The sequence below is a fragment of the Bartonella sp. AP36NXGY genome, from assembly GCF_042195865.1.
In the GTDB taxonomy this organism is placed as follows: domain Bacteria; phylum Pseudomonadota; class Alphaproteobacteria; order Rhizobiales; family Rhizobiaceae; genus Bartonella.
The window spans coordinates 126244-142327 of sequence record NZ_JBHIPD010000002.1; the positions used below are offsets into that span (position 1 = coordinate 126244).

The 16084-nt window shown below is 36.7% G+C and carries 12 protein-coding genes; 11 read left to right on the forward strand and 1 reads right to left on the reverse strand.

Annotated elements, in window-relative coordinates; genetic code table 11:
• Position 1: 1 nt before the first annotated feature.
• From ACFINX_RS01510 to ACFINX_RS01520, 3 genes are read left to right on the forward strand one after another with little or no spacing between them, the layout of a single operon-like run.
• On the forward strand, positions 2-904 hold the full coding sequence (locus ACFINX_RS01510; RefSeq protein WP_375649502.1) for a hemin ABC transporter substrate-binding protein: 903 nt from the start codon (positions 2-4) through the stop codon (positions 902-904).
• 5 nt (positions 905-909) lie between these two features.
• Positions 910-2007, forward strand: a complete 1098-nt coding sequence (locus tag ACFINX_RS01515) for a FecCD family ABC transporter permease (protein WP_375668209.1) — start codon at positions 910-912, stop codon at positions 2005-2007.
• Positions 2004-2837, forward strand: a complete 834-nt coding sequence (locus tag ACFINX_RS01520; protein ID WP_375629313.1) for a heme ABC transporter ATP-binding protein — start codon at positions 2004-2006, stop codon at positions 2835-2837. Before ACFINX_RS01515 ends, ACFINX_RS01520 begins: the two co-directional genes overlap by 4 nt.
• Positions 2838-3984: 1147 nt before the next feature.
• On the opposite strand, the gene ACFINX_RS01525 is transcribed toward ACFINX_RS01520, so the two are convergent.
• Entirely contained in the window at positions 3985-4959 is a 975-nt protein-coding gene (locus tag ACFINX_RS01525) for a tail fiber protein (RefSeq protein ID WP_375612960.1), read from the reverse strand.
• A gap of 1862 nt (positions 4960-6821) precedes the next feature.
• Here ACFINX_RS01525 and thiC point away from each other — a divergent pair.
• The 8 genes from thiC to pepN all read left to right on the forward strand — a co-directional run bounded on the left by thiC (position 6822) and on the right by pepN (position 15923).
• On the forward strand, positions 6822-8657 hold the full coding sequence (gene thiC / locus ACFINX_RS01530) for a phosphomethylpyrimidine synthase ThiC (protein ID WP_375668210.1): 1836 nt from the start codon (positions 6822-6824) through the stop codon (positions 8655-8657).
• Positions 8654-9604 carry a glycine oxidase ThiO gene (gene thiO / locus ACFINX_RS01535; RefSeq protein WP_375631685.1) on the forward strand — a complete coding sequence of 317 codons (951 nt, stop codon included), beginning with the start codon at positions 8654-8656 and terminating at the stop codon, positions 9602-9604. The genes thiC and thiO overlap by 4 nt, the downstream gene beginning before the upstream one ends.
• A 3-nt stretch (positions 9605-9607) precedes the next feature.
• Positions 9608-9805, forward strand: coding sequence for a sulfur carrier protein ThiS (gene thiS, locus ACFINX_RS01540; RefSeq protein WP_273791115.1), 198 nt, complete (start codon positions 9608-9610; stop codon positions 9803-9805).
• A gap of 4 nt (positions 9806-9809) precedes the next feature.
• On the forward strand, positions 9810-10583 hold the full coding sequence (locus tag ACFINX_RS01545; protein ID WP_375629378.1) for a thiazole synthase: 774 nt from the start codon (positions 9810-9812) through the stop codon (positions 10581-10583).
• The gene (locus ACFINX_RS01550) at positions 10580-11185 is read left to right on the forward strand and encodes a thiamine phosphate synthase (RefSeq protein WP_375611199.1); all 606 of its coding nucleotides are present in this window, start codon (positions 10580-10582) and stop codon (positions 11183-11185) included. Before ACFINX_RS01545 ends, ACFINX_RS01550 begins: the two co-directional genes overlap by 4 nt.
• Entirely contained in the window at positions 11176-11934 is a 759-nt protein-coding gene (locus tag ACFINX_RS01555; protein ID WP_375638083.1) for a hydroxymethylpyrimidine/phosphomethylpyrimidine kinase, read from the forward strand. The genes ACFINX_RS01550 and ACFINX_RS01555 overlap by 10 nt, the downstream gene beginning before the upstream one ends.
• A 448-nt stretch (positions 11935-12382) precedes the next feature.
• Complete coding sequence (locus ACFINX_RS01560; protein ID WP_273791211.1) at positions 12383-13222, forward strand: uracil-DNA glycosylase family protein; 840 nt, start codon at positions 12383-12385, stop codon at positions 13220-13222.
• 73 nt (positions 13223-13295) lie between these two features.
• The gene (gene pepN, locus ACFINX_RS01565) at positions 13296-15923 is read left to right on the forward strand and encodes an aminopeptidase N (protein ID WP_375668211.1); all 2628 of its coding nucleotides are present in this window, start codon (positions 13296-13298) and stop codon (positions 15921-15923) included.
• Positions 15924-16084: the final 161 nt, after the last annotated feature.

The following is a 16084-nucleotide window of genomic DNA, read 5'->3' on the forward strand; positions in this document are numbered from 1 at the left end:
CATGTTCATATCTCTTTTACATAGGTTATCAAACCTTTTTCTTACGTGTTTACTGCTCTCTCTTACTTGTTTTTCTAAACAAGTAATTGCTGAACCTGCAACGCGTTTTCCTGAAAATGCTCGAATTGTTTCTATCGGCGGAGCACTTACAGAAATTGTCTATGCATTGGGAGCCCAAGATCAACTTGTCGCCCGTGATAGTACAAGCGTCTACCCACAAGAAGCGCTCAAGCTTCCTGTGCTTGGATATATGCGTGCTCTTTCACCTGAGGGGGTTTTATCACTTGCTCCAGAGGGTATATTGCTTGTTGAAGGAAGTGGTCCCGCTTCAACAATTGATATTCTCAAAAAAACATCAATACCTCTGGTGATCATACCAGAAGACTACTCCCGTGAAAATGTGATAGAAAAGATTCGCCTCGTTGGTCAAGCCATTCATCGGGAAGTGCAAGCCGCGGCGTTAATTGAGAAATTGAAGCGTAATTTTTTAGACAACGATGCGCGTTTGGCGAAAGTAACAACACCAAAGCGTGTTCTTTTTGTTTTCTCTGTGCAAAATGGACGCGTCATGGCATCTGGAACAGGTACTGCAGCTGATAGTATGATCAAACTTTCAGGCGCTATCAATGCTATCACCGATTATAAAGGATATAAACTTCTCAACGGCGAAGCATTATTGAAATCAGATCCTGATGTTATTTTGCTTGTAAAACATGGTGCAAGATCAACCAGCATTGATAAGATTTTAGCCATACCGGCAGTTCAAGCAACAACTGCAGCGAAAAATCATGCCATAAAACAGATGGATGCTATGTATTTTTTGGGATTTGGTCCACGTACTGCAGACGCATCAAGAGAGCTTATTGAGATACTTTATGGTGCACATCAAAACGGTAAGAGCTGATAAAAATGGTAGACGGTACATCCAAGATGCATTTACCTAAAGAAAAAGAAGGTAAAAAAATAAACCGTTCAAAGCAGGGAAAAATTTTATTATTAAGCTTAATAATATTCCTTATTTTCAGTATTTTTGGTGGGCTCTTGAATGGTGCAGCAAAGGTTTCTTTCGTTGATCTCCTCCATGTGATACTTACACAAGATTTTTCGCTAAGTAGTAAAACGCGTGATTACCTCGTGCTCATCGACATAAGGCTTCCCCGTGTTATCTTGGGATTATTAATTGGAGCAGCCTTAGCTGTCTCCGGTGTTCTTATGCAAGGGCTTTTTCGTAATCCTCTTGCAGATCCCGGAATTGTAGGTGTATCAGCAGGTGCTGGACTTGGAGCAGTCTTAGCAATTGTTGTCGGCATTGCTTTTCCTGTTTCTTTTGCACCTTTTCTAGAGCCTTATAAAGTTATCATAGGTGCTTTTTTTGGTGGACTTTTATCAACGATTATTCTCTACATAATAGCAACGCATAATAGCTTTACCTCTATTGCAACCATGCTGCTTGCAGGTATTGCTCTTGGTGCATTAAGCAGTGCTGTTGTCGGAACATTGATTTTTGTCGCAAATGACCAACAACTGCGTGATATCACTTTTTGGAGTCTGGGCTCTCTTGCGGGCGCTACATGGTTGAAAGTATGGCTTGTTCTCCCTTTTATCGTTATTGGTCTTCTTTTCTCTCCCTTTTTATCACGAGCACTTAATGCCCTTGCTCTTGGAGAAGCTGTTGCTGGCCATATTGGTTTCCATATTCAACGCGTCAAAAATATTGCTATTCCCCTTGTTGCTCTTATGTGCGGTAGTGCTGTTGCTGTCAGTGGTGGTATTGGTTTTATTGGTATTATTGTTCCTCATATTTTACGTCAGCTCATAGGTCCTGATCATCGCTATCTCATTCCTTGCTCTGCTCTCTTGGGAGCAGCATTACTTATTTTTGCTGATATGTTTGCACGCTTAATTGTTGCCCCCGCAGAATTGCCGATTGGGATTGTAACAGCACTTTTTGGTGCACCTTTCTTTCTATGGATCCTTATATGCAAACGAGGAACAGACTTTTCATGATTGAAGCGACAAATATTTGTGTTCAGCGCGGAAAGAAGCAGATTCTTAAACACATTAATCTTCAAGCTAAAAGTGGTGCTTTTACCATTATTATTGGTCCTAATGGATCAGGAAAAAGTACTTTTATCAAAGCTCTGAGTGGTGAAATTCCTTACAGTGGAAAAATAACCTTAAATGGTTATAATGTATGCCAAACAAAAACTCATGTAATGGCAAAAATGCGCGCTGTACTACCACAATCAACAACGCTCGTATTTCCATTCTTAGTCCATGAAGTTGTAGGGCTTGGCCTTTCTGTAAACCAATTTAGCATTGCCAAAGCCGAATTGCAAAATCTTATCCAGAAAGCTTTAGAGTGCGTTGACCTTTCTGATTATGGCAACCTGTATTATCACCAATTATCAGGTGGAGAACAAGCTAGAGTACAACTTGCCCGTGTACTTTGCCAAGTCTGGAAACCTGTTCATAATGGGATTCCTCGCTGGATGATATTAGATGAACCTATTGCTAGCCTCGATATTCAACATCAAATCATCGTTATGGATATTGCTAAACAATTTGCTCATTCTGGTGGCGGCGTTCTTGCTGTTCTTCATGACCTCAATCTCGCGGCACATTATGCAGATAACATGATCTTGCTCAAGGAAGGTGAGATTTATTGCGAAGGAAATGCAACTAATGTGTTGACAACACAAAATCTCCGCAATGTTTATCATTGTTCTTTAAACGTTTCTGAATTACCTAAAGAAGATATCCCTTTTATACTCCCTCAAACGACATCCTCCTATGAAATTAGATCTCTAGGCTATCGGCTTCAATCTAAAAACTAAAGTCCATAGCAAAATAAAACACGCAAATATTCAAGAATCTTTTTTATTTTTATATGAACTCCTTTTTGTCATCTATCATTAAAAAAGAAGACCAAGCACCCTAAAGATATTTTTGGAAAAAACTACCAGTTTAAAATCTTTCAAGATTTTACGTAACTAAAAACATGTGAAGTTTTGTTTTGCTATCAAACTGTTAGATAATACGAATTTATACAACATAAATATGCGTTTTCCTACTCTTTACTATCACTTTTATCTTTATAAAAATGATTCAAGAAATGCGTACAAATGCCTTTGTTATAATAACGGATGTATTATTATATCTTCTAAGGACCATATAGAAATCAAGTACCTTTCTCCCCTGCATAAAAGATTTATTTGTAACTTTAATGGTAATGTTTTCTTTATAACACATATATTTTAGCTTTTTGTATAAATAAATATTGATTTACAATGATATTTTTACTTTTCTCTCTCTATTAAAAAATTGTTTATTGGCATATCATAAAGAATTAACCTATTGAATAAAAACTTTAAAATAAACTCAATAACGCTTCTTGTAAGCCCCCTAATGCAAAAACAATACGGAATATAGGGATGAGGAGAGAGTATAGAAATAGCGTTGCTCTGCTGCTTCACAAGCATAACGATGATTCCACTCAAAGGGGTACTATCATTTACAGATAAAGCCTCCTACCATGGCAATGCAAAGAAATGAAATTGACAACAAGGTGAGAAATATCTTTATAAGATGAATTAACTCATACAGGGGTATGCTATTTTTGCACAAAAAAACGCTAAAAATATTGTACTTTTTTATGCCTCAGGTTGAATAATTTTATTACCTTCCCTATCAAAACACCTTATGAAAAAATATATCTCCAGATCTCTTCACGGCACAGTTTAAATGATTTTTACACATTTTCCCTATGTTATCATACAATTATAAAAAAGTTATGATTTTCTTTTTTTATAATAAATTATATCCTTAACTCTTTCTTTCAATCATTTTAAAATTGTTTTTTGACTCTCTCAAGTATCCTATTAACAATATAGATTTCCTTTTCATATGCATAAAAAATAACGCGGAATTGCTCCGCGTTAACAAAATTATCAAGGTGTATAGATTATTATTACTTAAACATACTCATGATTTTATAGCATAGACAACGGTTGTATTAACAGGGCGCGTTTCTGCCTCACCCGTATGGGAAAGAGTTACCTTGTGTGTATGTGCACCAGCAGAAGCTGTTCTCCCTTTCAGGGTCGTATTATAAGTATAATGATTCGGGAGTCTCCCAATATCACCAACGGGCCATCCTACCCCTTGATACTCAAAATTATGCGCATGCTCGCCTGCGTTTTCAATACTCCCAATATGCGTATGTGATTTTATGCTATCTTGTTGTTCATCTGCAAACTTTCTACCACCATCTAAACCCCGACCATTATCAAAGCCGCGTAAAAACATGCCTCTAAAATCAGGAACTTTAAAAGTTTTATTGCTGTCTTTTCCCCATTTATCACCTATTGCCTCGAATAACTGCGGATAATCTTCACGCTTATAGGCCTTACCATCACATAAAAGCCAACCATTTGGCACATTTTGCATAGCAAATGTTGCAATGAATCCAGAGGGGAAACTTTCTATCTTTGGTGGTGTAGGGTTTAATAAATACCAACCCTCATGCTCTTTTATTAAAACACCATTATTGTATACCATTTCATAAATGCCATCTGTTTGAAATTCTCCACCTTCTAATGGTATAATCCCCGCATCAGTGGCTTTATAGATAAGCTTTTCTCCTATATTATTAACAGTTATTGTTGTCACGCCAATATTTACACCACAAGCTTTAAAACGTATGACGATATCATTGTTGTATTTCTTTATAGGCGAAACTGTCTTTAAGGTAATTAATGTTGTTTTATCTTCCAAATTTACTATAAAGCTTGAATTAATAGACCCACCATTATCTGCAAGATATTCGCGCACACGCTGCATCATCGCCCGTGCACTATCATTAACAGAACTAGGCGGCTGTCCTTCTGCCCAATTAATGATACTATCTGAATAAGCATTTTCATCAGCCTTTAGAGACCAATCATAGATATTAGACATTTTAAATCCCCCATTATTTTCATAGTTTTTCTAACAACTTCTCGTTCTGTGCACTAAAATGTGCTGCCGCTGTTTATTGGTACATCATAACCACTGCACCATCCTTATTTACGCATTTTATCTCTCTTCACTCCTTCCAATTTTATAACCTAAATTCACCAGACGCTTTTCATAACATTAGTATTAATGCTTTCTCTTCTAATGTATAATGTAACCACCTCATCTGATGTTACTTAATATCTTGTTTTGTTGCTTTGCTGTTGTTATATAATTATTTTTTCAATCTTGCATCTTGTTGCAAAATTTATAAATACTTCCAAAATTTTTCTTATTATGGATTTCATATAACCATTACTGAATGTAATAACTTATCATCCACATAGAAAGTTTCTGACTTAAACATTATCTTTTTTTATTTTTTTCAATAGTTTAAATCTATCTCGTCGATATTTTATACCATATATTTTAAACAAAGAAATTCTATCTTTTGGCTATCATTTGTATTAAAACTTTAAAAATTAGCTTCAAATTTTTTGCATGCTTCATTATGTTTTTATTCACATGCAGATACTTTGTTCTATTTTATTCAATTGATTTCTGAAATTGTGTCACAAGATTAGCACCAATGTTTTTTTGAATAAGCTTTTGTTCAATCTAAATGTATCACAGAGAATATATTCAATATGGACATTTGCTCCACACTTTCATTAAACTGGAAATAAAATACTTTGAAATATTAAATATCACACACCTTCACAAAATTTGAAGGTTGTATCCGATCCGGAAAAAATTAAAAAGCATAACCCAGCCCCTCCCCCAATTTTTATGAACAATATCCTTGTTTATTAAACGCCCCATAACCAACTTTCCCCCTCCCACACTTAGCACATCCCCCTCTATATATTATTATATGTATATTTTTTTTGCAAGAACAATAAATCATTCTAAACAACATCTTGCAATTATTGGTGTTCTTCTTAATTCAAGGCAATATTATTTTTATAATAAAGATTAGGTATTGTTTCTCGCTTTTATTTATCGCATTTTTAATGCGAACATCCCCCTCATGAAGAATAGAATGCCCCAAACAAAATATAATGATATTGCATATTACGCACTTTTTAAGAAATATTGCTCAAAATATACTCCTTTCATTTTACGACAGCGCACGTCAATGATACAATAGCAAGCCATTATAGATCATCAGCTTTAAGCTTTTGAAGATACAAGTGGAATCCATCATACATTTTGTTGGCTCCCACGTTTTGACAGCCTCACATCTTAGAATGTTCATTAAATGACATTTGGCTTCCTTTCTTCAAGTGCTTTGCCCCATACGCTCCCACTTATGACGTGCAAGGAAGTGTTTTTATACGAAAAGATATATGATGAGAGGATCTTATGGTATTCTGAGTTATTATTTTAATATGAAAAAAATCTCAATCAAAGCCATAAACTATCTACTTTTCCCTGATAATCCGTTTTTAACTTTATTCTGGTTTATAAAAGCTTCAATATCATAGTTTATCACTTCATAATATCTATTTTCACTCTTAAAAACACACCAAAATCGTTTAAAATATATTTTTATGATTGACAATATAGATATTTAAGCCAACCATATTCGTATTAACAAAAATACTTCAAGTGGGAGGAGGCATGCAAATATTAGAATAGATATTGTATCAGTTTTTCAAAATAACTTTTCTTGGGCTGTATTGGGTTTTCTTTGCTACAAAGCAATACTATCCCTATTCATCTGAATGCTCGTGATTGATAATTTGAATACATCTCCATTAACATCGTAACTCCATTAACATCGCAACCTATTTTTGAACTCCGTGTCTATAAGGAAAAAGTTTGTGCAGAAAAATACTCCATCAATCAGTTGTAGCCCCTTTCCCGCTTCACGCAAAATTTATCAACAGAGCCTTCTCTTTTCTGATGTGCGCGTACCATTGCGTGAAATTTCACTGGCTGATGGCAGTGGTGAAAAACCTTTAAACGTCTACGATACTTCTGGCCCCTACACAGATAAAGATATGATCATTGATATTACAAAAGGCCTGCCAGCAATTAGCTTGCCTTGGCTCTCTAAGCGGGATGATACTGAAACTTATCCTGCACGATTAGTTAAACCTGAAGATAATGGATTGACTTCTGATAAAAACCTTACTCCAGCCTTTAAGCAAAAACGTTCTATTTTACGAGCAAAAAATGGCAAAGCAATTACACAAATGGCTTACGCACGCGCAGGCATTATTACCGAAGAAATGGAATATGTGGCTATACGAGAAAATGAAGGATTAGTAGTAAAAGAACGGCAGAATGTACCATCAAATGAAACATTTGCTGGATCAATACCAGAAATTTATACTGCGGAATTTGTGCGCAATGAAATTGCTTGTGGACGCGCCATTATTCCACAAAACATTAATCATCCAGAGTGCGAACCCATGATTATTGGGCGTAATTTTCGTGTTAAAATTAATGCTAATATTGGCAATTCAGCAGTAACTTCATCTATGGAAGAAGAAGTTGATAAAATGGTTTGGGCCATTCGCTGGGGAGCAGATACAGTTATGGATCTTTCTACAGGTCGAAATATTCACAATATTCGTGAATGGATTATTCGAAATTCTCCTGTGCCCATCGGGACTGTTCCTCTGTATCAAGCACTCGAAAAAGTACAGGGTATTGCCGAAAACTTAACATGGGATATTTTCCGTGATACCCTTATTGAGCAAGCAGAGCAAGGTGTTGATTATTTTACCATTCACGCAGGATTAAGATTACCATTTATTCCTATGACCATTGATCGTGTAACAGGTATTGTTTCACGAGGCGGTTCTATTATGGCAAAATGGTGTCTCCATCATCACAAAGAAAGCTTTCTCTATGAACATTTTGATGAAATTTGTGATATTGCAAAAACATATGATATCTCTCTTTCATTAGGAGATGGGTTACGCCCTGGCTCTATTGCCGATGCCAATGATGAGGCCCAATTTGCAGAGCTTAAAACCTTGGGAGAATTGACAAAAATTGCTTGGAAAAAGGATGTACAGGTTATGATTGAAGGACCAGGACATGTCCCAATGCACAAAATTAAAGAAAATATGGAGCAACAATTAGATCTTTGTCATGAGGCGCCTTTTTATACTTTGGGACCTCTTACAACGGATATTGCTCCTGGTTATGACCATATTACATCAGCAATTGGTGCCGCTATGATTGGATGGTTTGGAACTGCTATGTTGTGTTATGTAACACCTAAAGAACACCTAGGACTCCCCGATAGGAATGACGTAAAAACTGGTGTGATCACTTATAAAATTGCTGCTCATGCCGCTGACCTTGCTAAAGGTTTACCTAGAGCACAATTGCGCGATAATGCTCTTTCGCGTGCACGATTTGATTTTAGATGGCATGATCAATTTAACCTTTCTCTTGATCCAGAAACAGCCTGTGCCTTTCATGATGAGACAATGCCTAAAGAAGCCCATAAATTGGTGCATTTTTGTTCCATGTGTGGACCAAAATTCTGTTCTATGCGTATTTCCCATGATATTCGTGAGGCAGCCGCAATAAGAAAAACAAAAGGGGAAGGTATGATCGCCATGGCCGAAAAATATCAGAAAAATGGTGACCTTTATATGGAAATTGTTCCTCCTCAAAAAAAGAAAGTAAATAGTTGAAGAACATTCTTATCAAAGGTGCAGGTGTAGGCGGCTTAACAGTTGCCTTTATGTTACAGCAAAAAGGTGCTTCTGTTACTGTATCGGCCCCCCCTCATTCACCTATAGGAAGTGCTAGTTGGTATGCAGGAGGAATGCTTGCACCTTACTGTGAAAGGGAAAGTGCAGAACAAATTGTTGAAGATCTTGGTGTACAAGCTATACAATGGTGGCGTAAAACGCTCCCAAACCTTGTCATACAAAAAGGCACTTTAGTGGTTGCACCTACACGAGATAGAGGAGAGCTTGAACGATTTTCTGTGCGTACGCATAATCACAAAACCGTAGATAATACAGAAATAGCTCATCTTGAACCAGATCTTGCGGAACGTTTTAACTGTGCACTCTTTTATGAAAATGAAGCCCATATTGATCCTCGCAAAGCACTTATGGCTTTAAAAGAAAAGCTTCTCAACAATGGAGCCTGTTTTGTTGATGTAGAAATAGCTGAAAAAAATTTTGATATTGTTATTGATGCGACAGGAATAGCACGTTTAGGAAAAGATAAAAATATACGGGGCGTACGCGGTGAAATGCTTCTCGTGCGCTGCACCGATATTAAAATTTCGCGTCCAATTCGTCTTCTTCACCCACGGTTTCCTCTTTACATTGTACCTCGACAAGATAATATTTTTATGATTGGTGCAACGATGATTGAAAGTGACTTTGATGGTGCAATCTCTGTAAGATCAATGATGGAACTGCTCAACGCGGCTTATACTTTACATCCTGCTTTTGCTGAAGCAGAAATTATTGAATCTGGCGTTGGTGTTCGTCCATGTTATCCTAATAACTTCCCTTCTGTGCATAAAGATGGTAACTTTATTTCTATTAATGGATTTTATAGACATGGTTTTCTGTTGTCTCCAGAAATGGCAAAACGAGCAATGGAATTGGCATTGGAATAAAACATGCAAATATTTGTTAATGGTGAAACAGTCCAAACAGAAGTTATGACTCTCGGTCTCTTGCTTGAAGAATTGGGGTATGAAGGAAATTGGCTTGCAACTGCTGTTAACGCTGAAGTTGTTCCCATAGATGCACGAAGCCAATTTGTCTTGCATGAAGGAGATAAAATTGAAATTTTAAGCCCAATGCAAGGAGGCTAAAATTATGCTGAATCTTTATGGACGACAATTCTCTTCCCGTCTTCTATTAGGTACAGCGCAATATCCTTCACCAGCAATCCTTCGTGATGCTATTCATAAATCGAATACGGAAATTGTAACTGTTTCCTTGCGCCGTGAAACTGCAGGTGGAAAACAAGGTGGACAATTTTGGAAATTTCTTCAAGAACTTGGGGTAACAGTGCTTCCTAATACTGCTGGTTGTTATACTGTTAAAGAGGCCGTAACCACAGCCCAATTAGCAAGAGATCTTTTTAAAACAGCTTGGATTAAACTCGAAATTATCGGTAATTCAGACACCTTACAGCCAAATATTTTTTCCTTAATCGAAGCAGCTCAAATTTTAAACAATGAAGGTTTCAAAATTTTTGCCTATACAACGGATGATCTCATTGTTGCTGAAAAACTTTTTGACATTGGTTGCCGTGTTATTATGCCTTGGTGTGCTCCTATTGGTTCTGCCAAAGGACCTCATAATACTGATGGATTGCGTTCTATCCGTGCTTATCTTCCTGATGCTACTCTTGTTATTGATGCCGGCATTGGACGCCCATCACATGCCGCTATTGCGATGGAACTCGGTTATGATGCAGTACTGCTTAATACCGCAGTTGCTAAAGCAGGTGATCCTGTCTTAATGGCTGAAGCATTTTCTAAAGCTGTTCAAGCAGGACGTATGGGATATAAAGCTGGCATGATCGAAGCACGCAATGTAGCAGTCCCTTCAACACCAATCATTGGAAAAGCGGTATTTTCATGAAACTGGATCCATTTTACCTCATCGTTGATAACGCTGATTGGATTGAACGTTTGCTTCCTCTTGGTATCAAGCTCGTACAATTGCGTATGAAACATGAAAATCAACAAATAATCCGTCAACATATCAAGCGTGCAAAAAACATATGCAATAAATTGGGAGCACAATTAATTATTAATGATCATTGGGAAATAGCAATTGATGAAAAGTGTAATTTTATTCATCTGGGACAAGAAGACCTAAGCAATGCTGATCTTCACGCAATTCGTAAAAGTGGTATAAAAGTTGGTCTTAGTACACATGATGAACATGAATTGGATATCGCACTCTCTGCTAATCCTGAGTATATTGCACTTGGTCCTATTTATCCGACAATCTTAAAAAAAATGAAATGGATGCCGCAAGGACTAGAAAAAATCAAACAATGGAGAAAGCGGATTGGTGCTTTACCTTTGGTGGGTATTGGTGGTTTAACACCAGAACGCGCAGTGGGTGTTTTAAAAGCAGGAGCAAATAGTGCTGCTGTTGTGACTGATATTATCCTCCATAAAAAACCAGAAGAGCGTGTACAGCAGTGGATAAAAGTGACACAAACATGGCGTTGATACCTTCTATTCTTATTGTTGCGGGCACTGATCCAACAGGAGGTGCTGGTATTGTTCGTGATATAGAAACCTCTGCACATTTTCAAATAAAAGCAAATTTAGCAATTACTTGTGTTAACGTACAAGATGATAATCGCGTTGTCGAAATCATTCCAATGCGTGGGGACCTCGTCGCTGCGCAAATGCGTGCTGCCCTAGAAGCAAATCCAATAAGCGCAATAAAAATCGGTATGACGGGGACAAAAGCAATTATAGCAGCAATCTGTAACGTACTCAAAGACTATCCCCATGTTCCAGTTATTTTGGACCCTGTACTTGTCGCTTCATCAGGAGGAAAACTAATAACGGAAACAATCATCGACACGATGATCGATAAACTGCTTCCTCATGTTGATCTTTTAACACCGAATAGAGAAGAACTCGCTCTTCTTAGCCACAGTCCATTGGCATCTCATGATAAGCAAGCAATACAACAAGCAAAAAAACTTTTGTCATTGGGAGCTCGCTCTATTTTAGTAAAAGGGGGACATGCAGAGGGGCCTCTTGCAATTGATAGCTTCATTGACAAAACTGAAGTCATAAATATCTCTACTCCACGTTTAAAAGGAACAATGCGAGGAACAGGTTGCATTCTCTCAAGCGCTATTGCAGCGCATTTAGCATTAAATGAACCTCTCATTTCAGCTGTAAAAAAAGCAAAAGCATATATCCACACATTGCTTTTAACCCATTGTAAAAATAGTTTATAACGTCTTAGTATTTTCTCATATAAAAGTAATATTTATATATTTCAATTAATATATTTAATTTTTTTAATAAAAGTTATTAAAAAAATATAATAATATAAAATTTATAATTAATCCTATAAATAAAATACTACAAAATTCATTTTCATTAAGTATTAAATATAGAATATAATGATAAAAAATATTATCACACCACTTGCATTCAGTAAAAAATTCTTTTAGTATGAGTGAGTTTAGTCTGTTTAAAAAGTTGAAATAGCGCAATTTAAACAAATTGTACATTTAAAGATGTATATAATCGCGAACATTCGCATTTTACGATTTGCCTTTTTTGTGAAAAGAGAGAATCCTATCAGCGTTCTTATACATTAATGGCTAGCGAATACATTTAATAAAACTTGAAGGATAATTTTGTTTGATCTATAATCGCTAGATCATTAGAAAAAATAAAATGTTAAATCAAACACCATGCTCAATTTCCTATGAAGAACTCTTAAACTTTTATAAAGAAAGTGGTGCGGATGCCGTTCTGACAGATTTTCCTATTGATCGTTTTAAGCAGTCTGCTTGTTCAGAGAGAAAATTAATATCTGTCGTGAACATTTCTCATAATCAACAAGCATCTCCCAAAACATCTCCAACCGTAAAATTAGATCATCATCAGCTGCATAACTCTAGGACTATACAAAATGAATCCACAGCTATAGAGAGTGCAAAAAGTGCAAAGACACTTGATGAATTAAAATCTGCTCTCCTTGCATTTAATGGCTGTTCATTAAAATTGACAGCAAAAAATACCTGTTTTTCAGATGGAACAGCAGGAAGCCCCCTGATGCTTATAGGCGAAGCACCAGGACGAGACGAGGATATACAAGGAATTCCTTTTGTGGGAAAAGCCGGGATGTTGCTTAATAAAATCCTCGCATCAATTGGCTTAACAAGAAATAATGTTTACATTGCCAACACTATTCCTTGGCGTCCGCCAGGAAATCGTACACCAACACCAAGAGAAGTTGCCTTGTGCCGCCCTTTTATTGAACGGCACATTTATTTAGCGCGTCCTCGTGTTCTTATAGCACTAGGAGGCGTTGCTGCACAGTTTCTTACTGGATCTCAAAATGGGATTATCCGAACAAGAGGGAAATGGCATATCTATGAAAGCGAGGATAATATAAAAATACCTGTTATGCCAACTTTCCACCCAGCTTACCTTCTTAGAACCCCTAGTCAAAAGAAGCTTACATGGATAGACTTCTTAGAAGTAAAAAATCGCCTCGACAGCCTTTTGTAATTCTTTAATCCTATATTGCTTCTAAAATTAACACACCCTTCTTTAACTCTTAAAATACAAATGGGAAAAAACTATGAAACAGCCAATAACATCTATTTATCGTTTGGAAGACTACCAACCAACCCCTTACGTTATCCCTAAAACACAACTTTCTTTCCAATTAGCACCGACAAAAACCTATGTTACAGCCATATTGTCTATTGAATCCCGTCACGATACAAAAGAATTAACACCTCTTGTTCTTTCTGGTGATGATCTTACTTTAATTTCCGTTTCTATTAATGATGAAATATTAGCCCCAAACACTTATAAAGTGACGCCTTCACGTTTAGAAATTACAACGCCACCAACGGTTCCTTTTACATTGAAATTGGTTACGGAACTGAATCCTGAAAGCAACCAACAACTTATGGGGCTTTATCTTTCAAATGGTGTTTATTGCTCACAATGCGAATCGGAAGGTTTTCGTCGTATTACTTATTTTTACGACCGCCCAGATGTTCTTTCTACCTATAGAGTGAAAATTGAAGCAGATACCCAAACAATCCCAATCTTGCTTTCAAATGGTAATCTGGTGGAAACAGGAACTTTAGAAAATAATCGCCATTTTGCCATTTGGGAAGATCCTTATCCCAAACCATCTTATCTCTTTGCTTTAGTAGGTGGAGATCTTGATAAGTTAGAAGACCATTTTACAACTGTATCTGGACGACGTATCGAGCTTGGTATCTATGTAGAAAAAGGAAAAACCGAACGCGCAACCTATGCAATGGATGCTCTTAAACGTTCCATGCGTTGGGATGAACAATGTTTTGGGCGCGAATATGATCTTGATGTTTTCAATATTGTTGCTGTTTCCGACTTTAATATGGGAGCAATGGAAAACAAAGGCCTTAACGTTTTTAATGATAAATATGTTCTTGTCGATCCTGAAACAGCAACCGATCAAGATTATAGAAATGTTGAACGTGTCATTGCACATGAATATTTTCATAATTGGAGCGGTAATCGTGTTACCTGTCGCGATTGGTTTCAACTCTGTTTAAAAGAAGGATTCACTGTTTATCGTGATCAGGAATTTTCATCAGATCAAAATGTACGCAGCCTACAGCGAATTGAAAATGTAAAAGCATTAAAAGCGACGCAATTTGCAGAAGATGCAGGACCTCTTGCGCATCCTGTGCGTCCTCGTCAATATAGCCAAATTAATAATTTTTACACAACAACTGTTTATGAAAAAGGTGCTGAAGTTGTTCGCATGATACGGACTATTTTAGGTCCTACTCTTTTTCGTAAAGGCACTGATCTTTATTTTCAACGTCATGATGGACAAGCTTGTACAATTGAAGATTTTATTACCTGTTTTGCTGAAGTGTCTGGTCAAGACTTCTCCCAATTCATGCTATGGTATGAACAGGCAGGAACACCCAATGTAGAAATCGATAGTCATTATAGCGATGGTGTTTTAACAATTCATGCAAAGCAACATATTCCCGCAACCCCACAACAAAATACAAAAAAGCCTATGCTTATCCCTATCGTATTTGGCTTGTTAGGACCTAACGGAGAAAACCTCACCTATGAAGCAGATACAAATATTCAATCAGATGTTATGCTTTTATCCAAGGAAAGCCAAACCTTTACATTAAAGGGACTGCGTGAAAAACCCGTTTTATCACTGCTGCGAGACTTTTCAGCACCAATCATTCTACACACTCCATTCAATGAAAGAGAACTTATTTTTCTTGCACAACATGATGACAATCACATCAATCGCTGGCAATCTCTTAATCATTTAATGACGCAAGCTTTGATTCAAAGCATTCAAGATAAAACACAAGAAAAAGCAACACTCCCTTCTGCTTTGCTAAAGCTGATTGAAACGATCATAACAGATGAAACCTTAGAGCCTGAATTTCGTGCCTTCTGTTTAAATTTACCTAGTGAAGTTGAGCTTGCTCATACAATCGGTAAAAATATTGACCCAGATCGTATTCATTATGTCCGCAATCAGTTTTTAGTTTCACTTGCACAAACTCACCAAGAGCTCTTAACAAAACTCTATGGACAAATGCAAACCCAAGAGCCCTATTCACCAAACACTGCACAAGCTGGAAAGCGAGCATTAAAGAATATCATACTGGATTACCTTTCCATTGCTGAAGCCAATCCAAATCGAGCTGCTATACAGTATGCAACAGCTGATAATATGACTGACCGTATGGCGAGTATCGCTGTTCTCGTGAAGCGTTTTAATGAAAATGAGCAGGCACAAAATGCCTTAAATGATTTTGAAAACAGCTATCAGAATGACCCTTTGGTCATGGATAAATGGTTTTCTATTCAAGCAATGGTTGCTGGCACATCAACACTCGAGAATGTTCAAAAGCTCATGCAACATCCGCTGTTTTCACAAGATAATCCTAATCGTGTACGTTCTCTAATCGGTGTTTTTGCCTCTAACAATCTCACGGGCTTTAACAGGATGGATGGAGCATCTTATCATTTTCTTTGCCAAGTTATTTTGGAAATTGACAAAAAAAATCCACAGCTTGCTTCACGATTATTAACAATGATGCGCTCTTGGCGACAATTAGAACCTATTCGACAACAAAAACTTGAAACTGAATTAAAAATGATTGCTGCTGCGCCAAAATTATCAAGCGATGTTGCTGATATCATCAACCGTCTGCTTACTTGAAACAAAAAATTATTTTAAATCAATATGCTATAATATTTTTTAAAATAAATTCTATAAACTATTCGATCATCATTAAATCTATAAACAGGCAATCTAAGCCTGTTTATAGATCACGTTTAAAGTACTTTTTTCTTTTCATATTCCAAAATCATAAAAGTAAA